At 72.3% G+C, this 23,018-nt stretch carries 21 protein-coding genes; 7 read left to right on the top strand and 14 right to left on the bottom strand.

Annotated elements, in window-relative coordinates; genetic code table 11:
- Positions 1-205: 205 nt before the first annotated feature.
- Positions 206-688: a cupin domain-containing protein gene (locus LHJ74_RS16625; RefSeq protein WP_260218818.1), complete on the top strand. Its 483-nt coding sequence runs from the start codon at positions 206-208 to the stop codon at positions 686-688.
- Here the strand turns inward: LHJ74_RS16625 and LHJ74_RS16620 are convergent.
- Positions 666-1,775, bottom strand: a complete 1,110-nt coding sequence (locus LHJ74_RS16620; protein WP_260218817.1) for a sensor histidine kinase — start codon at positions 1,773-1,775, stop codon at positions 666-668. The genes LHJ74_RS16625 and LHJ74_RS16620 overlap by 23 nt on opposite strands.
- The gene (locus LHJ74_RS16615; protein ID WP_260218816.1) at positions 1,768-2,535 is read right to left on the bottom strand and encodes a response regulator transcription factor; all 768 of its coding nucleotides are present in this window, start codon (positions 2,533-2,535) and stop codon (positions 1,768-1,770) included. The genes LHJ74_RS16620 and LHJ74_RS16615 overlap by 8 nt, the downstream gene beginning before the upstream one ends.
- Before the next feature lie 124 nt (positions 2,536-2,659).
- Here LHJ74_RS16615 and LHJ74_RS16610 point away from each other — a divergent pair, with 124 nt between their 5' ends.
- The 3 genes from LHJ74_RS16610 to LHJ74_RS16600 all read left to right on the top strand — a co-directional run bounded on the left by LHJ74_RS16610 (position 2,660) and on the right by LHJ74_RS16600 (position 4,805).
- Positions 2,660-3,325 (top strand): glycosyltransferase family 2 protein, encoded by a 666-nt coding sequence (locus LHJ74_RS16610; RefSeq protein WP_260218815.1) that lies wholly within the window; start codon positions 2,660-2,662, stop codon positions 3,323-3,325.
- A 167-nt stretch (positions 3,326-3,492) separates the two neighbouring features.
- Positions 3,493-4,131 (top strand): TIGR04282 family arsenosugar biosynthesis glycosyltransferase, encoded by a 639-nt coding sequence (locus tag LHJ74_RS16605; RefSeq protein ID WP_260219035.1) that lies wholly within the window; start codon positions 3,493-3,495, stop codon positions 4,129-4,131.
- A complete protein-coding gene (locus LHJ74_RS16600) occupies positions 4,128-4,805 on the top strand; it encodes a methyltransferase domain-containing protein (protein ID WP_260218814.1) in 678 nt (225 codons plus the stop codon). The genes LHJ74_RS16605 and LHJ74_RS16600 overlap by 4 nt, the downstream gene beginning before the upstream one ends.
- A gap of 328 nt (positions 4,806-5,133) precedes the next feature.
- Here the strand turns inward: LHJ74_RS16600 and LHJ74_RS16595 are convergent, their stop codons facing one another.
- The 7 genes from LHJ74_RS16595 to LHJ74_RS16565 all read right to left on the bottom strand — a co-directional run bounded on the left by LHJ74_RS16595 (position 5,134) and on the right by LHJ74_RS16565 (position 13,498).
- A complete protein-coding gene (locus LHJ74_RS16595; RefSeq protein WP_260218813.1) occupies positions 5,134-5,631 on the bottom strand; it encodes a hypothetical protein in 498 nt (165 codons plus the stop codon).
- Entirely contained in the window at positions 5,628-6,776 is a 1,149-nt protein-coding gene (locus LHJ74_RS16590; protein ID WP_260218812.1) for a molybdopterin-dependent oxidoreductase, read from the bottom strand. The genes LHJ74_RS16595 and LHJ74_RS16590 overlap by 4 nt, the downstream gene beginning before the upstream one ends.
- Before the next feature lie 82 nt (positions 6,777-6,858).
- Complete coding sequence (locus LHJ74_RS16585; RefSeq protein ID WP_260218811.1) at positions 6,859-8,331, bottom strand: peroxidase family protein; 1,473 nt, start codon at positions 8,329-8,331, stop codon at positions 6,859-6,861.
- Positions 8,332-8,816: 485 nt separating this feature from the next.
- The gene (locus tag LHJ74_RS16580) at positions 8,817-10,142 is read right to left on the bottom strand and encodes a hypothetical protein (protein WP_260219034.1); all 1,326 of its coding nucleotides are present in this window, start codon (positions 10,140-10,142) and stop codon (positions 8,817-8,819) included.
- 183 nt (positions 10,143-10,325) lie between these two features.
- Positions 10,326-11,750 (bottom strand): lipase maturation factor family protein, encoded by a 1,425-nt coding sequence (locus LHJ74_RS16575; RefSeq protein WP_260218810.1) that lies wholly within the window; start codon positions 11,748-11,750, stop codon positions 10,326-10,328.
- Between the two features lie 108 nt (positions 11,751-11,858).
- On the bottom strand, positions 11,859-13,154 hold the full coding sequence (locus tag LHJ74_RS16570; protein WP_260218809.1) for an extracellular solute-binding protein: 1,296 nt from the start codon (positions 13,152-13,154) through the stop codon (positions 11,859-11,861).
- A 137-nt stretch (positions 13,155-13,291) separates the two neighbouring features.
- Positions 13,292-13,498 carry a hypothetical protein gene (locus tag LHJ74_RS16565; RefSeq protein ID WP_260218808.1) on the bottom strand — a complete coding sequence of 69 codons (207 nt, stop codon included), beginning with the start codon at positions 13,496-13,498 and terminating at the stop codon, positions 13,292-13,294.
- A gap of 158 nt (positions 13,499-13,656) precedes the next feature.
- Here LHJ74_RS16565 and LHJ74_RS16560 point away from each other — a divergent pair, with 158 nt between their 5' ends.
- From LHJ74_RS16560 to LHJ74_RS16550, 3 genes are all read left to right on the top strand, one after another.
- Positions 13,657-14,826, top strand: a complete 1,170-nt coding sequence (locus LHJ74_RS16560) for a sensor histidine kinase (protein WP_260218807.1) — start codon at positions 13,657-13,659, stop codon at positions 14,824-14,826.
- 13 nt (positions 14,827-14,839) lie between these two features.
- Positions 14,840-15,508, top strand: coding sequence for a response regulator (locus LHJ74_RS16555; RefSeq protein ID WP_260218806.1), 669 nt, complete (start codon positions 14,840-14,842; stop codon positions 15,506-15,508).
- Between the two features lie 102 nt (positions 15,509-15,610).
- On the top strand, positions 15,611-16,726 hold the full coding sequence (locus LHJ74_RS16550) for an MsnO8 family LLM class oxidoreductase (RefSeq protein ID WP_260218805.1): 1,116 nt from the start codon (positions 15,611-15,613) through the stop codon (positions 16,724-16,726).
- On the opposite strand, the gene LHJ74_RS16545 is transcribed toward LHJ74_RS16550, so the two are convergent.
- The 5 genes from LHJ74_RS16545 to LHJ74_RS16525 form a co-directional block, all read right to left on the bottom strand.
- Entirely contained in the window at positions 16,701-18,200 is a 1,500-nt protein-coding gene (locus LHJ74_RS16545; protein ID WP_375546763.1) for an acyl-CoA synthetase, read from the bottom strand. The genes LHJ74_RS16550 and LHJ74_RS16545 overlap by 26 nt on opposite strands.
- Before the next feature lie 277 nt (positions 18,201-18,477).
- Positions 18,478-19,122 (bottom strand): N-acetylmuramoyl-L-alanine amidase, encoded by a 645-nt coding sequence (locus tag LHJ74_RS16540; RefSeq protein ID WP_260218804.1) that lies wholly within the window; start codon positions 19,120-19,122, stop codon positions 18,478-18,480.
- A gap of 199 nt (positions 19,123-19,321) precedes the next feature.
- Positions 19,322-20,488 (bottom strand): ROK family transcriptional regulator, encoded by a 1,167-nt coding sequence (locus tag LHJ74_RS16535; protein WP_260219032.1) that lies wholly within the window; start codon positions 20,486-20,488, stop codon positions 19,322-19,324.
- 53 nt (positions 20,489-20,541) lie between these two features.
- The gene (gene xylB / locus LHJ74_RS16530) at positions 20,542-22,053 is read right to left on the bottom strand and encodes a xylulokinase (RefSeq protein WP_260218803.1); all 1,512 of its coding nucleotides are present in this window, start codon (positions 22,051-22,053) and stop codon (positions 20,542-20,544) included.
- A 150-nt stretch (positions 22,054-22,203) separates the two neighbouring features.
- Entirely contained in the window at positions 22,204-23,013 is an 810-nt protein-coding gene (locus LHJ74_RS16525; RefSeq protein ID WP_260218802.1) for an amino acid ABC transporter ATP-binding protein, read from the bottom strand.
- Positions 23,014-23,018: the final 5 nt, after the last annotated feature.

The raw sequence follows: 23,018 nt of genomic DNA, 5'->3' as shown, positions 1-23,018 counted from the left end.
GCTCACCTCCGGTGAAGCCGTACGCCCAGCTGTGAGCAACCGACCCTGGGCGAAGCACATTTCGACCCCGGAGGCTCAAGAACAGGCCAACTCTCTTCCGTATATGGCGGGGGCCCTCAGCGCACGCAATAATTGAACCGTCAATCAAATTACTCCGGCGAAGCCGTCCTCCGATCCGGGGGCCGTGCGCCGGGAGGAGGACTTCATGAGCACTGCCCTCGTGCGGAACCCAGGAGACGGCAAGGAGTACAGGTACTACAGGACCGTGAACGAGCAGGTCGTGGCGAACGCCGAGACGGGCGGAGCGGTCAGCGTCGTGCGGCTCACCATGAGCGGCGGGGATGCGCCGCCCCTGCACACCCACAGTCGAGAGGACGAGAGCTGGGTGGTGCTGTCCGGCCGGGTCCGGTTCTGGGTGGGGTCGGCCTCACTCGACGAGTGCGACGTGCACGACGCCGAGTCCGGTGCCTACGTCTACGGACCCCGGTTCGTCCCCCACACGTTCCAGCCCATCACGACGACCGCGGAGATCCTCGTCATCAACAACCCGGGAGCCATCGAGGGCTACTTCCGGGCGATCGGACCCGCCGACGAGCGACGCGACGCCGAGCACGCCGACATCCTGGGGCAGTACGGAGTCGTACTCCTCGACAACCCGCCCCCGCCTAGGCTGGAAGGGGGAGAGTGACCTCGAAGCGGCAGCCGCCCGGGACGTTGCGTACGGCCGCGCGGCCCGCGTGGGCCTCCACGATGCCGCGCACGATGGCCAGTCCGAGGCCGGCGCCCGCAGGCGGGGTGCGCGCGTGGGTGCCGCGCCAGCCGGTGTCGAAGACCCGCGGCAGGTCGTCGGCCGGAATCCCGCCGCAGCCGTCCGTCACGGACAGCACCACGCCGTCCGCCTCACGCCGTGCGGCGACCGCGACCGTCCCGTCCGCCGGGGTCCGGTGTATGGCGTTGACCAGGAGGTTGGCCAGCACCCGGGTCATCTCCTTGCCGTCCACCTCCACCGGCACCCGCTCCACGCCGTGGTCGGCCAGGTGCACGCCGCGCTCCGTCGCCAGCGGGTCGGCGCCCGCGATGGCGTCGCTGATCAGGTCGTAGACGGACATCCGGGTCGGGGCCAGGGCGAGCGAACCGGCCTGGATGCGGGAGAGTTCGAACAGGTCGTTCACCATCGAGGAGAGCCGCTCCACCTCGCCCCGTATCTGCCGGTGGTAGCGCGCGGGATCGTCCGCGATGCCGTCCTCCAGCGCCTCCGCCATGGCCCGCAGCCCGGCCAGCGGGGAGCGCAGGTCGTGCGAGATCCACGCCACCAGTTCCCGGCGTGACTCCTCCAGCGCCCGCTCCCGTTCCCGGGCCGCCGCCAGCTTGTCACTCGCATCGGCCAACTGGCGTGCCAGGGAGGTCAGTTCGGCAGCCATCGGGGTGTCGGGGCTGGTGAATCCGCCGCCCTCCCCGAGCGTACGAGCTGCCTGCTCCAACGCACGGTGGCCGCCGATCACCCAGCGGCCGAGCAGCAGTGCCGTCAGCATCGAGGCCGCGGCCGCAACGGCGCACACCATCGTCACGACCTGGAGGTCATGCGAGGAGAGGAACATCGCCCAGGCCACCGTCAGCGTCCCGGCGAGCATCGCACCGACCGCCACGGCGGTGAGCACCGCGAGGGACACGCCGACCGAGCGGCGGCGCAGCACCCGGAGGACCAGGGCACCCGCCAGCCCGACCGCGGCGGCGCCCATTCCCGCGTACAGGGCGATCAGCAGCAGATCACGCATCGCCGGGGCCTTCCGTCGTGACACCCGAACCGCTGCCGCTGCCGGGCAGAGAAGATCCGCTGCCGGCGCCCTCGGAGTCGAAGCGGTAGCCCACCCCCCACACCGTGCTGATCAGGCGGGGACGGGCCGGGTCGCTCTCCACCTTGTGGCGCAGCCGCCGGACATGCACGGTCACCGTCGACAGATCACCGAAGTCCCAGCCCCACACCGCCGACATCAGCTCCTCCCGGCTGAAGGCGCGCCGGGGGTGGCGCAGGAAGTGGGCCAGCAGGTCGAACTCGCGCAGCGTGAGCGCGAGCGGCCCGCGGGCGTCGGCGACCGTACGGGCCGCCGGGTCGAGGGTGATCCCGCCACCGTGCAGGCGCGGGCCGCCGCTGCCCGGCGCACCCGCCCGGCGCAGTACCGACTCGATCCGCAGTACCAGTTCACGCGGGCTGAACGGCTTGGTCACATAGTCGTCCGCGCCCACCTCCAGCCCCAGGATGCGGTCCTCCTCGTCCCCGCGCGCGGTCAGCATCACGACCGGCACCGGCCCGTGGTCGCGCAGCCGCCGGCACACCTGCAGACCGTCCAGCCCCGGAAGCATCAGGTCCAGGACGACCAGATCGGGTGGTGTCTCCTTGGCGCGGACGAGTGCGGTGGGCCCGTCCCCGGCGCGGTCGACGAGGAAACCCGCACGGTCGAGGTAGCCCGAGACGACCTCGGTGACCGTGGGGTCGTCGTCCACGACCAGGATCCGGCGCTGTGCTGACTGCTGCATACGGCCGAGTTTCGCAGCTCTTCGCCCGGGCGGGATGCCTGCCCGGCTGCGGAACGGCCGATGTCCGTGTTTCGTAAGGAGGCAAGACCCGTTTCGTCCCCTCCGCGTTCGTAGGGTGTGGGAGATGACCAACATTCCGCCTCAGTACGGGGACGTCGTCCTTCCCTGTCTCAACGAGGCCGAGGCGCTGCCGTGGGTACTCGACCGCATCCCGGACGGCTGGCGCGCACTCGTCGTCGACAACGGTTCGACGGACGGCTCGGCCCAGATCGCGCGGGCGCACGGCGCCGTCGTGGTGGACGAACCGCGCCGCGGGTTCGGCGCCGCCTGCAACGCCGGGCTGCTCGCCGCGGAAGCCGAGCTCGTCGCCTTCTGCGACTGCGACGCGACCCTCGACCCCGGCGCGCTGCCGCGGATAGCCGCCCCCGTACGGGAGGGCCGCGCGGATCTCGTGCTGGCCCGGCGACGGCCCACCGAGCGGGGAGCCTGGCCGCTGCATGCGCGGGCCGGGAACCGGGCGCTGTCCCGGATGCTGCTCCGCCGTACCGGCGTCCGGCTGCACGACCTCGGGCCGCTGCGCGTGGCCCGGCGGCGGCAGCTGGTCGGGCTCGGTTTGACGGACCGGCGCAGCGGCTACCCCTTGCAGATGGTGGTCCGGGCTGCTGAGGAGGACTGGCGGATCGAGGAGACGGAAGTCGAGTACCGGCCGCGTACCGGCGCCTCCAAGGTGACCGGCACCTGGCGCGGCACCTGGCACGCCGTCCAGGACATGCGGGCGGTGCTGCGGTGACGGGCCAGACGCGCACGGAAACGGGCGAGACGCGCACGGAAACGGGCGGGGCGCGCACGGTGACGGACGGGGCCCGCACGGTGACGGACGGGGCCCGCACGGAGACGGACGGGGCCCGCACGGAGACGGGCCAGCCGAGCACCGACGGGGAACGGGCCGGGACGGCGCTGCTGGTGATCGCGAAGGAGCCGGTGCCTGGGCGGGTCAAGACCCGTCTGACCCCGCCCTACACACCACGGCAGGCGGCCGGTCTGGCAGAGGCGTCACTCGCCGACACCCTCGCCCTCGCCGCACGTCTGCCCGCCCGGCGCCGGGTGCTGGTGCTCGCCGGACGAGCGGGGGACTGGCTGCCGGACGGTTTCGAGGTCGTACCGCAGAGCGGCGGCGGGCTCGACGAACGCATCGCCGCGGCCTTCGCCCTGTGCGACGGGCCCGCGCTGCTCATCGGCATGGACACCCCGCAGCTCACCCGCGAACTCCTGTGGCCCGCGCTGGCCCCGGACGCCTGGGACGGCTGCGACGCCTGGTACGGCCCGGCCGCCGACGGCGGATTCTGGGCGCTCGGCCTGGCCGTGCCCGATCCCGAGCTGGTGCGCGGAGTACCCATGTCCGCCCCGGAAACCGGTGCCGTACAGCGGCGGCGGCTCGTCGACGCCGGTCTGTCCGTACGGGACCTGCCGGTGCTCAGAGACGTCGACACGGCGGAGGACGCCGCCGCGATCGCCGCCGTATGCGGGAGCCGCGCGGGTGGCGCGAGCCGCTTCGCGAAGGCGTTCGCGGACCTTCGGACGGAGGCGGCACGGTGAGCGCGCCGTCGCGGCCCACGCGCCCTTCGCCTCCCTCGCCGCCCTGGCACGCCGACCTCTACGGCGACGCGCTGCGCACCGGCCGGGGCCCCCTCTTCCTGCGCCGCACGGACGGCTGGCTGCTGCCCCTGGAGGTGGAGCGCTGGTGCGCGCGTGCGGACGCGGCCGATCTGACGGTGCTGCGGCGCTGCGCCGGGCCGGTCCTGGACATCGGCTGCGGGCCGGGCCGGATGGTCGCGGCCCTCGCACGGCGGGGGAGCCCCGCACTGGGAATCGACACCTCACCGGAAGCGGTCGCGCGCACCAGACGGCGCGGGGTGGACGCGCTGTGCCGCTCCGTCTTCGACACCCTGCCGGGGGAGGGCCGGTGGGGCAGCGCACTGCTCCTGGACGGCAACATCGGTATAGGCGGCGACCCCGGCGCACTGCTGGTCCGGGTTGCCGAACTGCTCACACCGCAGGGAAGCCTGCTGGTCGAGGCCGCGCAGGCGGACGTCGAGGAGCGGATCGAGGTACGGCTGGACGACGGCAGCGGCGGGCGTGGTCCCGTATTTCCCTGGGCACGACTGGGTGCCGGAGCGCTGCGTGAACTGGCGGCGGCCCAGGGCTGGGCCGTCGGCGCGCAGTGGACGGTACGAGACCGCTCGTTCCTGGCGCTGCACCGCGAGGCGTGATCGCACGGTGCGCGTGCCGCGGCGCGGCGGGCGGGCGGGCCGTCAGCGGCCGGGCCGCCCGCTTCGCCCGCCGCCGCGCCGCGCCGTCCCGCGCGCCAGCGCCGCCCCGAACCCGCCGCGCGAGGCGACGCCGCAGCGGGCATGGAGTCTGCCCAGGCCCGGAGGGCCGAGGGGGCGCGGGCCGGGCGTCGCGCGACACGAGGAGATCCGCCGGGCGGGTCGGGCTGCGTCGTCGGAGCCGGTGGCTCCCCGCCGCAGGCAGGAGGGCTCGCAAGGCGGAGAATCACAGCTCACAGGTGGCCGTACTCCTGGGGTGCGGCACACGCCCCTAGTCCCGCGCCCGCCCGGCCCGCGTGCGCCGCGTCCGGAGTCTCCGGGCGACCCCGGGAAGTACCAGCAAGGCCACGGTCACCAGGGTGGTCAGTCCCAGCAGTGTGAGCCAGTTCGCGGTGTAGTCGAGCGGCAGGGCCGAGGGATAGCGCGGCTGGTCCTGGCGGAGCAGCGCGGGCAGTGCGACCAGCGTCAGGCACCCCGCGACGATCAGCCCGCCGCGCAGCGCGCCCGGTACCCGCCGCACGTCGTCCTGCCGTGCGGCCTCGGGCCCGTACCCGTGCCTCCGGCGGAGCCGCGCTCCGAAATGTCCCAGCGCCGCGCCCAGCAGCAGCAGGAGCGGTGCCACCAGTCCGTCGTGCACCACGACCGCGCCCGCGAGCCAGGCTGTGGTCTGCGGCACGGTGCCCTCCCGGGTCTCGGTGACGAGCAGCCAGCAGCCCCAGCCCAGCATGGCCGCGCCCGTCGTCGCCAGCATCACGCGCAGTGCGGTCATGTCAGCACCTCGATCCGGGTTACCCATTTGGTCTGCAGCACACCGGGCCGGTTCGGCGCGATCACGCGTGCCGGATATCCGTGGTCGGCGTTGAGGATCTCGCCGTTCAGCCGCAGGGCCAGCAGGGTGAGCGGGTCACGGGCGTAGGAGGCGCCCATCTCCGAGACCGCGTACCCGCCCTTGCGCTGGAGGGAAACGATGCGGACGGTGGCCCCGGACGGGGCACCCGCGCGGTCGAGCAGGTCCCGCATCCGCACGCCGCGCCACCGGGCCATGGCGCTCCAGCCCTCCACACAGGCGATCGGCAGCTCGGAGTCGTGCTGGGGCAGCGCCGCCAGCTCCGCCCATGTCAGCGTGTACGGCAGCGGTCCGGCCACCCGCAGCCGCCAGTCGCGTACGGCGGCGGGGGAGACCCGCGCGGCGGCGGCCGAACGGTTGACCGGCAGCCCCTGCGAGCCGTGCTCGGGGTGGCGCGGGCCGAGCAGGTTCAGCGGGCGCAGCGGGGCGAACGTCTGTCCCACCGTCACCACCGTCACCGCGCCGACAGCGGCGCCGACGCCCAGCAGCAGCGAACGCCGGTCGGGTTCGTCACGTTCCTCGTCCGGCAGTTGCCGGGTGCCCGTCGAGCGCCGACGCCAGTGCGCGGCGATCCGCGGCGCCTGGACGGCCAGGTGCAGCAGCAGCGAACCGGCCAGCACCCAGGCGAGGGCCCAGTGCACCGGCCGGAACGAGAACGGCCAGGGGTACCACTGCACGATGTTCAGCAGCCCGAGGAAGAGCTGGAGCAGCGCGGCGGCGACGAGCACGCCCACCGAGAGCCGCTCCAGGGCGTGGCGGACGCCGCGCACCGCCGGCCAGGTGAAGAGCCGGGGATAGACCGTCCAGAGCTTCGCCAGCAGCAGCGGAATCGCCGCTATACCGGTCGCCACGTGCACGCCCTGGTTGATCCGGTAACCGTTCACGGGCCGTGACGGCAGCCGGTCGGCGAGCACGCCGGGCGGTTCCTGGAGCACATGGCTGATCAGCCCGGTGACGAAGCAGGTCAGCACGGCGGCGCCCAGGCACCGCCCCAGGGCCGTGGCGGTACGGGGATCGTGCAGCCGCCCTCGGAAGCGGGGCGGTGAAAGGGACTTCATACCCCCCATAAGACCCCGCCGCGCGCCCTCAGCCGAGCCCATTCGTGCTTACGGAACGCGGACGTCGGACGCGCGGCGCGGCGCGGCGCGCTCAGGCCTGTACGGCGCCGGCGAAGCGGAGCAGGTCGCTCACGGTGAAGCGGCCGTACCGGTCGGCCAGGGTGGGGCGCCAGGCCGGGTGGGCGAACCGGTACGAGCTGGGGTCGGCGTCCATCAGTCCGATGAGGACCTCCGCGACGATCCGGCTGCCGACCGGGCCGAGATGGAGCCCGCCGGAGCGCACCTCCGCCTCCTTGAGGATGTAGTACCAGAGGTACACCGGCCCGGTGGTCTCCAGCTCCTCATCGGTCAGTACGGCCTCACCGACCTTGCGTGCCACATCCTGGCCGGAGGGCAGCGCCAGTGCCTCGCTGCGCAGCAGATTGCGTACCACCAGTGACGCCACCGGCCTGGCGAGCGCGCCCTCCTTGGCCCCGGGTACGGCGGACACCGGCAGGTCCAGGAGCTGGGTGTTGAGGCTGGCGAGTATCCGCCGCGCGAACTGGTGTTCCTTGCCGGGGACGACGGGGAAGAAGTGCGACCAGTCGACCGCGTGCTCGGGGAGGACGGGCCCGCCGCGGAGGTCCTGGCGCGGTACCGCGGGCGCGTCCGGGTTGTCCGGGAAGATCTTCCCGACGAAGTCGTCGTTGACTCGGTAGGCGGACCGGACGGTCGGATGCCCGAACCTGTATGCGGCGGCGGCGAACTCCACCGGGATGAAGGGTGCGCTGCCGGGGGTGAAGAACTGCGGACCGTTCTTCTCCACGTCCTGGACCACCTGCTGGTCCGCCACCCGCATGAGGAATTCGTGCACGACGAGCCACTGGTAGTGCCAGCGGACGAGGCGCTGTGCTTCGGAGAACACCGTGTTGTAGTAGTTCTCGACATCCAGCAGCTGGGCGAGCGGCACACCGGGCTGCTCGGTCGGCGGCTCGTCGGGCGGCTGCGGCGCGAGGCGCTGCCCGAACGCGTCGGTGATCCGGCCGCCGCGCAACTCGTCGACGACGTTGTTGTGGAATTTGATCAGTGCCAGATGGAATTGCGCCAGAAGCATGTTCTCGTCGTTGCGCGGGTCGCCGATGAGGGCGACGTCCTCCGAGGTACGGGCCAGGTCCGCGCCGTCGGGGGAGAGCGCGAGCTTCGTCTCGTGCGAGTCCGGGTCGTAGAGGTGGGGGTTCACCGTCGGTCCGGAGCCGTACATGTTGTCCATGTCCAGACGCGGGGTGCGGAAGTCGGTCAGGTTCCCCGGCTCGTTGCTCTGGCCGAGCTGTGACATCACGTCGAGGGTGAGGTCGTGGTCGATGAACTGGCCGAAATAGGTGAAGCCCGAAGGCAGTTCGGGGTTCTCCTGGTCCGCGGTCGTGCCGCCGCCGTCCATTTTCCCGCCGGGGAGGCCGAACGCCTTCGCCGCCTCCAGACCGGTGGGCTGGCGGCCGGGAAGGTGGGGGAACATGCGGCCGAAACTGCCGCTGGTGCCGTCCGGGGAGCGGAGGGCGCGGGAAGAGGAGCCGTGCAGTGAAGTCATGATTGCCCTTCTGGAAGCCATGGCGTCTCAGCCACGGAGCAGGAAGTGCCGAGGTACCGGGGAACGCCGCATCGCCGATAGCCGCCGGAAACGGAACAGAGGCGGAAATGGGCATGCGGGAAGAGCATCCGTCGGGGCGCCAGGGCAGCGGAATGCCGCATTCGGCGGGGACGGAATCACTGGAAGAAGCGGAATGCGGCGGCCAGTCGGCGCACGCGGGCATGGAGCTGCGGCCCGCGGAGCGCATTGGCCGTCAGCAGGCTGGAGCGATCAAGAAAAGCCCCCCTCAAGGCAGTCCCCCGTAAGCGCGACCGGATTCTCGTCGACGGCCGCACTTCTGACGGAGTTCAGCCTAACAACGGCGCGGGGGTGCGGGGTGGGGAATTGGTGAAACTTCCCGCGATGCTGTTCCCGAGTTCTTCCGCTGCCGATCTGGGAATTGACGGCAGATCATTTCCGCCCGCGGCGCACGGGCCCTCTGGTGTTCACCAGCCGGTGATCACCAGATGGTTCACGGTCAGCGCCAGCGCCGCCTGGGCACCCAGCCACCAGCGGCTTCCGCGCCGGGGCAGCAGCGCCGCCGCCGGGAGCAGCCAGAGGGTGAAGGGAAGCCAGATCCGCTCCGTCTCCGCCTTGCTCATCCCCGACAGATCGGCCGTCAGTACGGCGCACACGGCCGCCGTCACCAGCAGGACGAGTGCCGCTTCGCCTGATGCCGGGGCGTGCCGCAGCCCGCGCAGTGCGGACGGCAGCGCCACCGAGGTGCGCCGCAGCCCGGCGGCCACCGCCAGTCCGACCACCGCGACGTTGACGGCGAGATTCGCCCAGACGAAGTACTCGTACGGGCGGATCTCCGCCGCGCCCTGGTAGTACCGCTCCACCAGCGTGAAGTAGCCGTCGAACCACCAGAATCCGGCGGCGGTGAAGAGCGCGAACCACGGCGCCATGCCCAGCAGCACATACGGCACGGGCCGGAGCGTGCGTGCCGCCGCCAGCACCCCGAGGCACACCACCCCCATCAGCACCAGCCCGTAGGACAGATAGCAGGTGAGCCCGAACAGCAGCCCGCAGCCCAGCGCCGCCGCGCGCGGGGCGCGCACGGCTCGGGTGGCCGCCAGCGCCAGCAGCGCGACCGCCCAGGCGCTGACCGCGGCGAAGTAGCCGTCGCCCGACACGCCGAGCCAGACGGCTGCCGGCGCCAGTACGACGAACGGCGCCGCGCGCCGCGCGGTCTCCTCCCCGCACAGCGCCCGCAGCGCCACCAGCACCGCCACGGCTGCGGAGGAGGCGAGGGTGATGCACCAGGCGGCGGCCCACGCTCCACCCTCCAGTCCGACCCAGTCCAGCCCCACGAAGGTGAGTACCGCACCCGGCGGATGCCCGGCGACATGGGCGGGCCAGTTGTCGGGGCCCAGCAGGATGTAGTCGGTGAAGGTGCGCAGGGTGGTGCCGACCCCGGTCTCCCGGATCCTGTCGACCGACTGCAGATACTCGTATCTGGTGGTCAGCCGCTCGGCCACGCCCCGGTGCCAGCCGTCGATCAGTGCCAGCGACCAGATCCAGGCCATCGAGGCACCCCAGGCGACGGGCAGCAGTACGCGCCACCGCAGCCGGAAGGCCAGCGTCGGCCCGTACGCCACGACGAGCACGGCGACGGCCAGCGCCGCCGGGGTGCCCGGGCCCAGATGCGGCAGCCAGTAGGCGTACATCGGCGGCCAGCGCAGGCTCAGGGTGTCCTGGTGATCCTCGATCGAGCGTCCGATCACCACAGCCGCTGCGAAGAGCAGCGCCGCGGCGGTCGCCGCGTACAGATCCCGCCGCGTCGAGCGCGCCGCGGGGGAGGCGCGCCCGAACCGGCTGAACCTGCTGGCGCGGGGCGGCTGCGCGGATCGGGCGGGACGGGCCGGCCGGGAGGGTCGGATTGCTCTCACCGCCTCACCGTAGGCCGCCGCGTGCCGTTTTCCGCAGGGCGCCGGGCAGACGTCACCGAGCCGTCAGATCCGGTCCGCCGGGCTCGGCCCGGCGACCGGCGGGAGCAGCTCGCCGATCAGTGTGCGATGCCACCAGGCACCCGTCTCCCGCCGCTCCCCACGGGTGGTGAAGCGGTAGCGGTAGAGCAGTACCCGTACGTGCACGGGCGGTGTGCGGGGGAACGGATTGTGCCGCAGCAGCCGCAGTGTCGGGGCGTCGTTCACCAGCAGCTTGTCGACAAGCGGGGTGAGCCAGCCGACGGCGCGTGCCGGGGAGAGCGCAGCGAACCACAGCTGCCAGTCCAGCCGCAGATGGCAGGGAGCGAACTGGGGCGGCCGCCGCCGTACATCACCGGGTTTGCCCGGGAACTCGTACTCCTGCCACACCGCTTCCTCACCGGGCGTGGTGGCGTCGGTGCCCTCGATGACGACCTCGTGCCGCAACCGGGTGACGCTGCCGAACGCGCCGTAGGTGTTCACGAGATGCAGCGCGTCGAAGGAGCGGTTCATCTGCTGCCCCGAGCTCAGCAGGTTGCGTACGGGCCGGTAGCTGAGCACCGCGACCAGGCCGGTGACGGCGCACACCAGCACCACGTACCAGAGGGGCACGGCGTCGTACGTGCGCGGCTCGGTGACCGCGCCGGTGTCGAGGGCGGAGAGGGCGAGAGCGATCGTCAGCCAGTTGAGCCAGGCGAAGTTGCCGGACAGCACCAGCCACAGCTGGGTGACGATCATGACGGCGGCGGCGATGCCCGCCACCGGCTGGGGGAGGAAGAGGGCGATCGGTACAAGCAGTTGGGTCAGGTGGTTGGCCGCCGCCTCGATCCGGTGCAGGGGCTTGGGCAGCCGGTGGAAGTACCAGCTCAGCGGGCCGGGCATCGGCTGCGTCTCGTGGTGGTAGTACAGGCAGGTCAGGTCGCGCCAGCAGGGGTCGCCGCGCCACTTGATGAGCCCGGCCCCGAACTCCACGCGGAAGAGCAGCCAGCGCAGCAGCCACAGCATCAGGACGGGTGGCGCGGTCCGTTCGTTGCCCAGGAAGATCGCCAGAAAGCCCGCTTCCAGCAGCAGCGACTCCCAGCCGAAGGCGTACCAGAGCTGACCGACATTGACGATCGAGAGGTAGAGCGCCCACAGCACCGCCCACATGAGCATCGCGCCCCACAGGGGCAGCAGATCGGCGGCACCCGCCGCGAGGGCGACGGCGAGTCCCGCTCCGGACCAGGCGACGACGCCGAAGAACCTGTCGGAGTAGTGCCAGTGGAAGACACTGGGCGCTGCCTGGAAGGTGATGTGGCGCAGAAGGCGGGGCACCGGCAGCAGCCCCGACGCGCCCGCGAGCGGCCGGAACTGCAGTGCGGCGGTCACGAACGCGATGATGTACACGCCGGCCAGCGCCCGCTGCACCAGCACGCGGCTCAGCCAGGCATCGGACGCCTCGAACCACTCCATGGGGGCATGCGTACCACCGCGCACCTCCCGAGGGGTGCAGCACATGCCGTCGGCGGCCCGTCAGGGGTCGCGGCCGCCTCGGCAGTTACCCCGTGGAGCCCTTGGGAGCTACCTCGGGGAGCCGCTGAGCAGTCTGGTGATCTTGTCCGTCGCCGTGCGGGCCGCCTCCTTGGGGTCGGCTCCGTTCAGCACCGCCGTCTGGAACTCCTTGACGGGGTTGTCGGCCTCCAGGTTGCCCCAGTGCGGAGAGGCCGGGGTCGCATGCCCGTTCGCCGCGGCCTCGGCCATCGCGGCGGCACCCGGCTCGTCCTTCAGCGCACCGGCGAGGGTGGACTTGTTGGGTACGTAGCTCATCGTCTGGGCGAGCCGCTTCTGCCAGGCGTCACCGGTGAGCAGCTTGACGAACTCGTACCCCTCGTCCTTCCGGTCGCTCTTCTCCGGCATGATCAGCACCGAGCCGCCGGTGAAGACCGCTCCCGGCTCGCCGCTCTTCTTGCCCGGGACGGGGAAGAAGCCCAGCTTGCCCTGGAGCGTTGGATTGGCGTCCGTGATCAGCTTCGCGGAGCCGGGCGTGGCGATGAGCTGGGCGATGTCGCCCTTGGCGAACACATCCAGCTCGTTGGGCTTCGACTCGTCGGCGTCAGACCGTGCGTCGCTGAGGGCGTGGAGCTTCTCGAAGAACTCCATGCCGCGCCGCGCCGCCGGAGTGTCCAGAGAGCCGGTCCACTGACCGCTGAGCTCGGTGGCCAGCTCGCCTCCCTCGTCCCAGACGAAGCCCGCGAGCACGTACCAGTTCTGGCCGGGCAGGTAGATGCCCTGGCGGCCTTCGGCGGCGTCGAGCTCTGCGGTGTCCTTCAGCCATTCGGCACGGTTCTTGGGCGGGGAGGTGATTCCGGCTTCCTCGAACATGTCCGTGCGGTAGATGACGACGCGGTTGGCGGCGTAGAAGGGGATGCCGAACTGGTATCCGTCGATCTGCCCGGACTCCTTGAGGCCGGGTATCCAGTTGTCCCCGTCGAGGTCGATGACGCTGGTGGTGAAGTTCCGCACCCCGCCCGAATCGACGTACTCCGCCAGTTGCGTGTTGCCCGCCTCGATCACATCCGGTCCGTCCCCCGACTTGAGCGCCTTGGAGACCTTCTTGTTGATGCCGGGCCACTCCTGGACGGTGATTTCCACCTGCACGCCGGGGTTGCGCGTCTCGAAGTCCTGCACGAAGGAGTTCGTGAAGCTGTCGGTCAGGCTGCCCTTCATCAGCCAGACGTCGAGCGTCCTGGTCTCGTCGTCCGCATCCGAAATGCCTCCGCAACCGCTCAGGAGGGCTGTCGCCACGGCCAGGGCGAGAAGCCGGCGGGACGTTCTGTGCGCGCGGCGCGTCCGTCTCGCGCTGTACCGAGTGAGCATGGGTTACCCCTCCAAGGAGGCTCTTGCCAGATTCCACCTGGGGGGTGGTGGTGTGGGCGTACAGGATTGGCATAGACCAATGTGTTGGTCAAGAGGTTACCTGCGGAAACCCCGAAAGCGGCCGGGGAGTCACTTTCTCAGGCCCGAGCCCTGCCCGCCGCCGTCCCGACCGCCACGCCCAGGACGACGAGCAGAAGACTCACATAGATCTCGAAGCCCTCCAGGAACGCGGTCTTGTGGACGAGTCCCCAGAGATGGAACGCGCCGCCGGTCAGCTCGTGCAACAAGCCGCCGAGGCCCTGGGAGATGAGGATGAAGCTGAGAAATCCAAGCAGGCTCTTCATGGCTTGAGGCTAGAAAGCCCTGCGGACCGGCCACATCGGCCGTCGGCCGCGACCCCGTCGACCAAAGTCGCGGATCTGCCCGCGCCATGTCGTCCGAAAGTCCCGAATCCGGGCGCGACGGACCCACGAGCACGGGCCGGAAAGTACATTCACGGACTATGCGCCGCACCATCCGTGACTGGACCGCCGACATCAGCCTCTTCCTGGGCGCTGCGGCCTTCTCCGTCCTCACCTCCGACGCCGCGGTGACCGACGGGAACATGTCGGAAACCGCCCGGATCGTCGACCAGTCGGCCGCCGCTCTGGGCTGCGCCGCGCTGTTCCTGCGGCGGCGCTGGCCCGTGCAGCTCGCCGTGGTCCTGCTGGTGTCCGGGAAGCTGGGGCACTTCATGACCGGGCCGACCCTCGTCGCCCTGTTCACCGTCGCCACCCGGCGTCCGCTGCGCGTCACGGCCTGGGTCGCCGCGCTGGGGCTCGCCCCGGCCCTGGTGTACGTGGCCAGCGGCCCCGATCCCGAGGCGCCGGCCACCGAATCCGCCCTCACCTACTTCGCGCTGCTCGCCGCGACACTCGGCTGGGGCCTCTACGTCCGCTCGCGCCGCGAGCTCGTCGCGACCTGGCGCGAGCGCACCGAACAGGCGGCGGACCAGGCCCGCGCGCAGGCGCGCGAGGACATCGCACGGGAGATGCACGACGTACTGGCCCACCGCCTCTCGCTGCTGAGCGTGCACGCGGGCGCCCTGGAGTTCAATCCCGGCGCACCGCGGCCGGAGATCCAGCGGGCCGCCGGGGTCATCCGGGACAGCGCGCACCAGGCGCTGGAGGACATGCGGGAGATCCTGGGAGTGCTGCGGGAGTGCGAGGACGGCGGCCGGCCGCAACCCGTCCTGGCCGACCTGGAACGGCTCGCGGACGAGTCCCGGGCCGCGGGCGCCCGGATCACCCTGCACCAGCAGGTGACACAACCGGCGGCGGCGCCGGGGCTGGTGGGCCGTACGGCGTACCGCATCGTGCAGGAGGGACTGACGAACGCCCGCAAGCACGCCCCGGACGCGGAAGTCACCGTGACGGTGAGCGGCGGGCCGCGCGAGGGCCTCACGGTGATGGTGCGCAACCCGCTCTCCGCCACCGGGTCAAACGAAGGTATTCCGGGAGCGGGTCAGGGACTCATCGGCCTGGCCGAGCGGGCGAAACTGGCGGGCGGACGGCTGGAGCACACCCGCGCCGGGGCCGGATTCCGGCTCACCGGGTGGCTGCCCTGGACACCGCCGCGTGACCCCGAGCCGCCCGCCGCTCCGGCCCGGAGGGATACGAAGACCCTGGCCTGACTACGGTGTCTCCATGACCATCCGTGTGCTCCTCGTTGACGACGATCCCCTCGTGCGCGCGGGCCTGCGGCTGATGCTCGGCGGCCTCGACGACATCGAGATCGCGGGCGAGGCGGGCGACGGCTCCGAGGTGCTGCCGCTCACCGACCGGACCGCGCCCCACGTCGTCCTGATGGACCTGCGGATGCCCACGGTCGACGGACTCACCGCCACCGAGAAGCTGCGCGTGCGCCCCGGGGCGCCCGAGGTCATCGTCCTGACCACCTTCGACGCGGACGAGCACGTGCTGCGCGCGCTCCGTGCCGGAGCCGCGGGGTTCCTGCTCAAGGACACTCCGCCCGCCGAGATCGTCACCGCCGTGCGCCGGGTCGCCGCCGGTGAGCCGGTCCTCTCGCCCGCTGTCACCCGGCGCCTGATCCGGCATGTCGCCGCCTCCTCGCGGGACACCCGGCAGGTCCGCGCACGCACCGCGCTGGGCACGCTCGCGGAACGGGAGCGGGAGGTCGCGGTGGCCGTGGGCCGCGGCGGGTCCAACGCCGACATCGCGGGCTCGCTCCACATGAGCGTGCCCACGGTCAAAACCCATGTCTCACGGATCCTCGCCAAGCTCGATCTGAACAACAGGGTGCAGATCGCGCTGCTGGCCCATGACGCCGGGTTCCTGGAGGGTGAGGGCGCTTGAGCGGGGGGCCGAACGGGATTGAGCGGGCCCTGACTGAGGGACGGGGGCTGAGGGCTTGGGGGACGGGGAATCCGGGGTGCGGGCGTGCGTGTTGAGCGGAGCATGAATCCGCTGGGAGCCGAGGCATCCGAGATACGCGAGACGCGTGCGACACCCGAGGCGTCCGGGACCTCCGAACCCGGGCGTCGGCGTCCGTGGCGGCTGTCCGTGCTGGACCGCTCGCTCACCCGCGCCGGGCAGCCCCCGGCCGAAGCGCTGCGTGCGACCGTGCGGTTCGCGCGAGAGGCGGAGGAACTCGGCTACCACCGTTTCTGGGTCTCCGAGCACCACGGCGTGCCCGGAGTCGCGGGCTCCGCCCCGACCGTGCTGGCCGCCGCGGTCGCCGCGGCCACCGAACGCATCCGGATCGGCACCGGCGGGGTGATGCTGCCCAACCATCCGCCGCTCGTCGTCGCCGAGCAGTTCGGGGTGCTCGAATCGCTCTTCCCCGGCCGCATCGACATGGGGCTGGGCCGCTCGGTCGGCTTCACCGACGGCGTACGGCGGGCGCTGGGAGTGGGCAAGGAGGCGGCCGACGGTTTCGAGGCGCAGCTCGCCGAACTGCTGGGCTACTTCGCGGGCGGCCACGGCGTACGTGCCGTACCGGGGGAGGGGCTGCGGGTGCCCGCCTTCGTCCTGGCGACCGGCTCCGGTGCCGACATCGCCGCGGCGCACGGGCTGCCGCTGGTCATCGGCGCGTTGCGGGACAAGACGCGGATGTACGCCGCCATCGACCGCTACCGCGACGGCTTCCGTCCCTCCGCGCAGGCGGCGGCGCCGTACGTCGTCGTGGCGTCGAGTGCCGCGGTCGCCGCGACGCGGGAGCGGGCCGAGCTGCTGCAGATCCCCGAGGCGTGGTCCACGGTGGTCTCCCGGACGCGCGGCGTCTTCGCGCCGCTGCTACCGGCGGCCGAGGTGCCGCCCGTGCACGAGATGTCCGAGCGTGAGCGGACCTACTTCGAAGAGGCACGGCAGTCGCAGCTGTACGGGACCGAGGACGAGGTGGCCGCTTCCCTGGACCAGCTCGCCGGGGACTCCGGTGCCGACGAGATCCTGCTGACCCTCAACACCCACGACCCGGCCGACCGGCTGGAGTCCTACCGCCGTCTCGCCGTCGGAGAGGGACTGGTGTCGGGGGCGGCGTCCGGGGCCGTCAGGCGCCCAGCTCCCGCTTCATGATCTTGCCCATGTCGTTGCGGGGCAGCTCCCGCAGGAAGCGCACGGTGCGCGGGCGCTTGTGCGGAGAGAGCTGTGCCGACACGTGGTCGGCCAGGGCGGCTGCGCCGGGCGGCCGCGCGGCGTCGGCGGGCACGATCCAGGCCACGACGCGTTCGCCCAGATCCTGGTCCGGCTCACCCGTGACCGCCGCCTCCGCGACTCCCGGGTGCTCCAGCAGGACGTTCTCGATCTCGCCCGCCCCGATCTTGTAGCCACCGCTCTTGATCAGGTCGGTTGCCTTGCGGCCGACGATACGTACCGAGCCGTCGGCGTCCCGGGTGGCCATGTCGCCCGTCCGGAACCATCCGCCCTCGGCGAAAGCGGCCCGCGTCGCGTCCGGCCGGTTGAGGTACGCCGTGAACAGGTTCGGGCCGCGCACCTGGATCTCACCGACGGCCTCCTCCTCCGGCGTGCTCAGCGGCTCGTCCCCCTCGTCGACGAGGCGCAGCTCCACCCCGGGCAGTGGCGGCCCGACGCTGCCGGGGCGGAGCTGCGGTCCGTCCAGGCGCACGCTGGTGTTCATCAGCGTCTCGGTCATGCCGTAGCGCTCGATGACATGGCGGCCGGTGGCACGGGCCAGCCGTTCCTGGTCATGGACCGGCAGCGCGGCCGAGCCGGAGACCAGCAGGCGCGCGCCCGCCAGCGCGGCGGCAAGCGGCCGCTGCCCGCCCGCCGCCGCTTCGCTCTCCACCGCCTCGGCGAGCCGGTGGTACATCGTCGGTACGCCGAAGAGCATCGAGCCGCCGCCCGCCAGTTCGCCGGCCACCGCCTCCGGACTGAAGCGCCCCAGGTGGCGTACGCCGCCGCCGCGGCGGAGCGGCCCCAGGACACCGAGGATCAGGCCGTGCACATGGAACAGCGGCAGCGCGTGGACCAGCACGTCGTCCGCGGTCCACTGCCAGGCGTCCGCGAGGCCGTCCAGCGTGACGGCGATCGCGCGGCGCGGGATCACCACGCCCTTGGGCGGTCCGGTGGTGCCGGAGGTGTAGACGATCAGGGCGGGTGATCCGGCGGCGGGCTCCGGCGGCAGCGGCCCCGTCGCGCGGGCGTCGGCGTCGATCTGCGTGACCGGCAACGTGGCGAGCGCTCCGGGCAGTTGTACGCCGGGCGCGGCCAGCACGGTGGAGGGGGAGCTGTCCGCGAGGATGTGTGCCAGTTCCCGGCCGCCGGTGCGCGGGTTCAGCGGTACGGCGGGGACTCCGGCCAGCAGGGCGGCCATGGCGCCGACGCAGGTCTCCAGCTCCGGGGTGGCCCAGAGCGCCACCCGTCCCGCGCCCTCGATGCGGGCGGCCAGGGCGCTCGCGGCACCGGCCAGTTCCGCGTAGTCGAGGGCGCGCCCGTCGAAGCGCAGCGTGGGGCGTGACGCGGTGTGGGGCGCGGTTTGTGACGCGGTTTGTGACGCGGCTTCGCGCACTGCCGGGAAGAGTGGGGACACCGGGCTCCTTCACGCACGTCCGGCCGTGGCGACGGGAGGTTCCGTACGACCGGGGTCGACTCGTTCCGGCCAGCATCTCACCCGCGTCACGTGCTCCACCGCGCGGCGCCCGTCCTGCCTGGCGCTACCGCAGCTGCACATTCCGGCCCGGCGGTCACGCGTCCGACCGTCTGCTGGTGAAGCCGGTCGCCTTCTCCTGACGGCTTGCGAGTGCCCGCTCCCGAGGGGCGTGCCGCCACGGACACGTCCCCTCGGTGCGTCGCGGGTGCTGAGGTCGCTACGACCTGGCGCGGGCGCCCGCCGCGCGGACCAGGCCCATATAGCGGTCCCAGTCCCAGAGCGGGCCGGGGTCGGTGTGTGTCGCACCGGGGACCTCGTGGTGGCCGATGATGTTGGTGCGGTTCACATGGATGCCGTGCTCCGCGCAGATCGCGGCGGTCAGCGCGGCGGAGGTCCGGTACATCGCGTCCGTGAACCACTCCGGCTGGTCGACCCAGCCCTCGTGCTCGATGCCGATGCTGCGCGTGTTGTAGTTCCAGTTCCCGGCGTGCCAGCCGATGTCCTTGTCCCGGACCATCTGTGCGAGATGGCCGTCCGCGGAACGCACGACATAGTGAGCCGAGACGCTGCGGGCCGGATTCTGGAAGATGGCGAGCGTGTCGGCGTAAGTCTCCTGGGTGACGTGGACGACGACCAGTTGCACCGGATACGACGAAGGCCTGTTGCTCACGGTGTAGTTGGCCGGATTGGCCGGGATCCACTCGGCGCGGGGGCGGCCCCACTCGGGACGGGAGCGGGGCTGTGCCGTGGCTGCCGCGGCGGGCACGGCCGCCGCCATGGCGGCGAGGCCGAGGGCCGCACCGCCGCGCAACAGGGTCCGTCGGGCGGGTCGGTGGATGCGGCCGTGTCGTGCGGAGTCCATCGAGGCTCCCGGTGGGCGGGTAGGAATGGGACGCGAGCATGACAAGCTTGACGCGTCTCCCATGGTGGCCCTCCCAGGAGGCTCTGCCAAGGCCCGCCGTGCCCTGCCATTGGGCCAACCAAAGGCGCCGGACAAAAGACACCAGCCCAGCGGCACCGGCCCAACGACGCCGCAGGCACAGCGCGTTACGGCGTGCGGCTCACGCAGTCAGGGCCGCGCCGTGCCGCAGCGGATCGTCGAACACCGCGCGTACGGCAGCGTGCGCCGCGCCCAACAGCGGGCCGTCATCCCCGGCTTGGGCGATCAGCAGCTCCGGCACCGCGTCCGGCGCCGCCGTGCGAGCCGCCAACTCGCTCTCCAGCGAGGGCAGCAGCCAGGGCGCGAGCCGTGCCAGCGAGCCGCCCATCACCACCGCGCGCAGGTCGAGAAGATTCACCGCTCCCGCGAGCGCGACGCCCAGGGCCGTACCGGCGCCGCGCAGCGCCCTCCCGATGGCGGCGTCACCGGCCACCGCCCGGTCGGCGAGCGTGCCCGTACGGCCGCCCGGGTCCCCGTGCGGAAGGCCCGCGGCGCGCAGCACCGCCTCCTCGCCCGCGTACTGCTCCAGGCAGCCGCGTCCGCCGCACGGACATCGACGGCCGCCGGGGCGGACCGGCACGTGCCCCAGTTCTCCGGCGAACCCCCGTGCGCCGCGGAGCAGATCGCCGTCCAGCACGATCGCGCCGCCGATGCCGACCTGGGCGGAGACATGGATGAAGTCGCGCGGTGCGGAGGCGTCCCCGAGCCAGAGCTCGGCCAGCGCCCCGAAGTTGGCCTCGTTGTCGACGGTGAGCGGAAGACCGTGGGGGAGTGGCAGCAGCGCGGCGATTTCCGTGTCCTGCCAGCCGAGGTTCGGTGCCCGGACCACCGTCGTGGAGTCGCGCTTGACCAGGCCGGGCACGGCGAGCGCCAGTCCCGCCGGGCGCAGCCCTTCCCTATCGGCGTCCCGCACCGATCCGGCCACCAGCTCGCCGAGTCGGGCCAGCACGGCTGCCGGGTCGCTGGCACGGTTCGCCGCCGGCACGGTCGTACGGGTGCGCACAACGCCCCGCAGGTCCACTGCGCAGACGGTGAGCCGGTCGACGCCGATCTCGGCTCCGATGCCGCACGGGCCCCGGTCGGTGAGCGCCAAGTGACTGCCCGGACGCCCCACTCCGCCCGGGCGGCCCGGGCCGAGCTCCACCAGCAGTCCGGCACGCAGCAGTTCGTCGACGAGGGTGGAGACTGCCGCGCGGGTAAGCCCGATGTGTGCCGCGACCGACGCTCGCGAGGCCGGTCCTTCACCGGCGACGGCGTACAGCGCGCGCGACAGGTTGCGGCGCCGCATCTCCTGCTGCGAGTTGGGGACCGGCGCCGCGGGGTGTGGAGACAACGCGTGCCTCAGACCGGCCGGCGCAGCAGTGTGTCCGCGTCGGTGAGCGAGGATTCCAGCCGGGCGAGGGCGGCCTCATCGCGCGGCACCGCCGGGTAGGCCGGGCCCGCCGCCGTCGACCAGCGCCGGGCCACTGCGGCCGGGTCCTCGCCCAGCAGCAGCCCCGCCGCCTGCGCGGCGGCGCCGAGCGCGACGAGTTCGCGGGCGCGCGGCACCTGCACCGGGCGGCCGGAGAGCCGCTGTACGGTCTCCCGCCAGGCGGTGCCCTGGGCGCCGCCGCCGATCAGCAGGATCGGCGAGTCCGCCTCTGCGGCGGAGCCGACTGCTCCGCCCGCGCCCGTACCTCCGCTCTCCGACGCCCGCTGGCCGCCCAGAACCTGGTCGAGGGCCTGGAGCAGCGCGAAGACCGCCCCGTCGTAGGCGGCCTGGAGCACCTGGCCGCCGCTGGTGTCGTGCCGCAGACCGTGCAGCAGTCCGGAGGCGTGCGGCAGATCGGGCGTGCGTTCGCCGTCGAGGAAGGGCAGCATCGTCACGCTGCCCCCCGGCTCCACCGCCTCGCGGTCCAGCCCGAGCAGGGCGGCCACGCGGTCGACGGCGAGCGTGCAGTTGAGGGTGCAGGCGAGCGGCAGCCAGCCGGTGCCCGCGTCGGCGAATCCGGAGACGGTGCCGGTCGGGTCCGCCGGGCGGCTGCCGGAGACGGCGTAGACGGTGCCCGAGGTGCCGAGGCTGAGCACCGGGCTGCCGGGCCGGAGCCCCAGGCCGAGCGCCGCTGCCATGTTGTCGCCGGTTCCGGTGGCGACGAGCGCGCCGGTCGGCAGGGGCAGACCGTCTCCTACGGTGCCGGCCGCCTCGCCGTGCCCGAGCACCCGGGGCAGCAGCTCGGGGGAGAGCCCGACGTGTTCGAGCACCCTCTCGTCGTACGCTCCGGTCCGCGATGACCACCAGCCGGTGCCGGAGGCGTCGCCCCGGTCCGTGGTGCCGTGGTCCGCGCCGCCGTGGAGCGCCGGGTCCTGGCCGGTGAGCCGCCCGGTGAGGTAGTCGTGCGGCAGCCGTACCGCCCGGGTCGCCGCCACGGCGTCCGGCTCGTGCTCGCGCAGCCAGGCCCATTTGGTCACGGTGAAGGCCGCCGCGGGCACGCTGCCGATGTGGTCCGCCCACCACTGCGGTCCGCCCATTTCCGCCACCAGGCTGTCCCGTTGCGGCGCCGAGCGCACGTCGTTCCACAGCAGTGCGGGGCGTACGGGGCGGCCGTCCGCGCCCAGGGTGACCAGGCCGTGCTGCTGGCCCGCGACCGAGACCGCGGCTGCTCTGCGTACGGCGTCACCGCAGCTGTCGAGCGCGGCGCGCAGGGCCTCCCACCACTGCTCGGGGTCCGATTCGTGGCCTGGGCCGGAGGTCACCATGTGCGGTTCCTGGCCGCGCGCGACGACCTGGCCGGTCGCCGCGTCCACGACAAGGACCTTGACGGACTGGGTGGAGCTGTCGATCCCTACGACGAGCGGTCCCTCGGGTACGGCCATCGGTCGTCACGCCCCTCTTCCCTGTGGCGGATGCTGCCGGCAACGGCGAATGCTGCCCGCATCCTAATTTGTCAACGGGCATGACGAAAAGGCGGCCGGTCCGGACAGGCCGGACCGGCCGCTGCGATTCCCGCCTCCCGGAGAGGCGTGCTACTCCGGAAGCTGTGCCGCCGCCGGATCGAGCACCCGGGCCAGGAAGGAGCGGGTGCGCGGGTGCTGCGGGTCACCGACCACGCGGTCCGGCGTCCCCTGCTCCACGATGACGCCCTCGTCCATGAACACCACCCGGTCTGCGACCTCCCGGGCGAAGCTCATCTCGTGGGTGACGACCAGCATCGTCATCCCCTCCTTCGCCAGCTTCCGCATCACCGCCAGCACATCGCCGACCAGCTCCGGGTCGAGCGCGGAGGTCGGCTCGTCGAAGAGCATCAGCTCGGGCTCCATCGACAGCGCCCGTGCGATGGCCACGCGCTGCTGCTGGCCACCCGAGAGCTTCGCCGGGTAGGCGTCCTCCTTGTCGGTGAGGCCCACCCGCTCCAGGTTGTGCCGGGCTGTGCGCTCGGCCAGCTCCTTGTCCCTGCCGAGGACCCGCCGCTGGGCGATGCCCAGGTTCTCCAGCACCGTCAGATGCGGGAAGAGGTTGAACGCCTGGAAGACCATGCCGATCCCGCGCCGCACCCGGTCGATGTCCACATCCGGGTCGGTCACCTCCGTCCCGGCGACGCTCACCTTCCCGGAGGTCGGCTCCTCCAGCAGGTTCACACAGCGCAGCAGGGTGGACTTGCCGGAGCCGGACGGGCCGATCACACAGACGACCTCACCGCGCTTCACGCTCAGGTCGATGCCCTTGAGGACCTCGAGATCACCGAAGGACTTGTGCAGTCCCTCGATCTGGATCGCCTCGCCGGACTCCGCCGGTGTGCCGGGCCCGCCGTCCTTCTTCTTTATGGACGCTGCCATCGTCT

This window comes from Streptomyces gossypii (assembly GCF_025165795.1).
Lineage (GTDB): Bacteria > Actinomycetota > Actinomycetes > Streptomycetales > Streptomycetaceae > Streptomyces > Streptomyces gossypii.
The sequence above is the reverse complement of the archived record's forward strand: the minus strand, read 5'-3'. Positions and strand labels throughout refer to the sequence as shown.

Excerpts from the sequence above, each read along its gene's own strand:
- LHJ74_RS16525 (WP_260218802.1), bottom strand. The coding sequence starts at position 23,013 with ATGGCAGCGTCCATAAAGAAGAAGGACGGCGGGCCCGGCACACCGGCG.
- LHJ74_RS16550 (WP_260218805.1), top strand. The coding sequence starts at position 15,611 with ATGAATCCGCTGGGAGCCGAGGCATCCGAGATACGCGAGACGCGTGCG.
- LHJ74_RS16585 (WP_260218811.1), bottom strand. The coding sequence starts at position 8,331 with ATGACTTCACTGCACGGCTCCTCTTCCCGCGCCCTCCGCTCCCCGGAC.
- LHJ74_RS16590 (WP_260218812.1), bottom strand. The coding sequence starts at position 6,776 with ATGGGGGGTATGAAGTCCCTTTCACCGCCCCGCTTCCGAGGGCGGCTG.
- xylB (WP_260218803.1), bottom strand. The coding sequence starts at position 22,053 with ATGGCCGTACCCGAGGGACCGCTCGTCGTAGGGATCGACAGCTCCACC.
- LHJ74_RS16540 (WP_260218804.1), bottom strand. The coding sequence starts at position 19,122 with ATGGACTCCGCACGACACGGCCGCATCCACCGACCCGCCCGACGGACC.
- LHJ74_RS16570 (WP_260218809.1), bottom strand. The coding sequence starts at position 13,154 with ATGCTCACTCGGTACAGCGCGAGACGGACGCGCCGCGCGCACAGAACG.
- LHJ74_RS16610 (WP_260218815.1), top strand. The coding sequence starts at position 2,660 with ATGACCAACATTCCGCCTCAGTACGGGGACGTCGTCCTTCCCTGTCTC.
- LHJ74_RS16595 (WP_260218813.1), bottom strand. The coding sequence starts at position 5,631 with ATGACCGCACTGCGCGTGATGCTGGCGACGACGGGCGCGGCCATGCTG.
- LHJ74_RS16565 (WP_260218808.1), bottom strand. The coding sequence starts at position 13,498 with ATGAAGAGCCTGCTTGGATTTCTCAGCTTCATCCTCATCTCCCAGGGC.
- LHJ74_RS16555 (WP_260218806.1), top strand. The coding sequence starts at position 14,840 with ATGACCATCCGTGTGCTCCTCGTTGACGACGATCCCCTCGTGCGCGCG.
- LHJ74_RS16560 (WP_260218807.1), top strand. The coding sequence starts at position 13,657 with ATGCGCCGCACCATCCGTGACTGGACCGCCGACATCAGCCTCTTCCTG.
- LHJ74_RS16625 (WP_260218818.1), top strand. The coding sequence starts at position 206 with ATGAGCACTGCCCTCGTGCGGAACCCAGGAGACGGCAAGGAGTACAGG.
- LHJ74_RS16620 (WP_260218817.1), bottom strand. The coding sequence starts at position 1,775 with ATGCGTGATCTGCTGCTGATCGCCCTGTACGCGGGAATGGGCGCCGCC.
- LHJ74_RS16615 (WP_260218816.1), bottom strand. The coding sequence starts at position 2,535 with ATGCAGCAGTCAGCACAGCGCCGGATCCTGGTCGTGGACGACGACCCC.
- LHJ74_RS16575 (WP_260218810.1), bottom strand. The coding sequence starts at position 11,750 with ATGGAGTGGTTCGAGGCGTCCGATGCCTGGCTGAGCCGCGTGCTGGTG.
- LHJ74_RS16535 (WP_260219032.1), bottom strand. The coding sequence starts at position 20,488 with ATGCGGCGCCGCAACCTGTCGCGCGCGCTGTACGCCGTCGCCGGTGAA.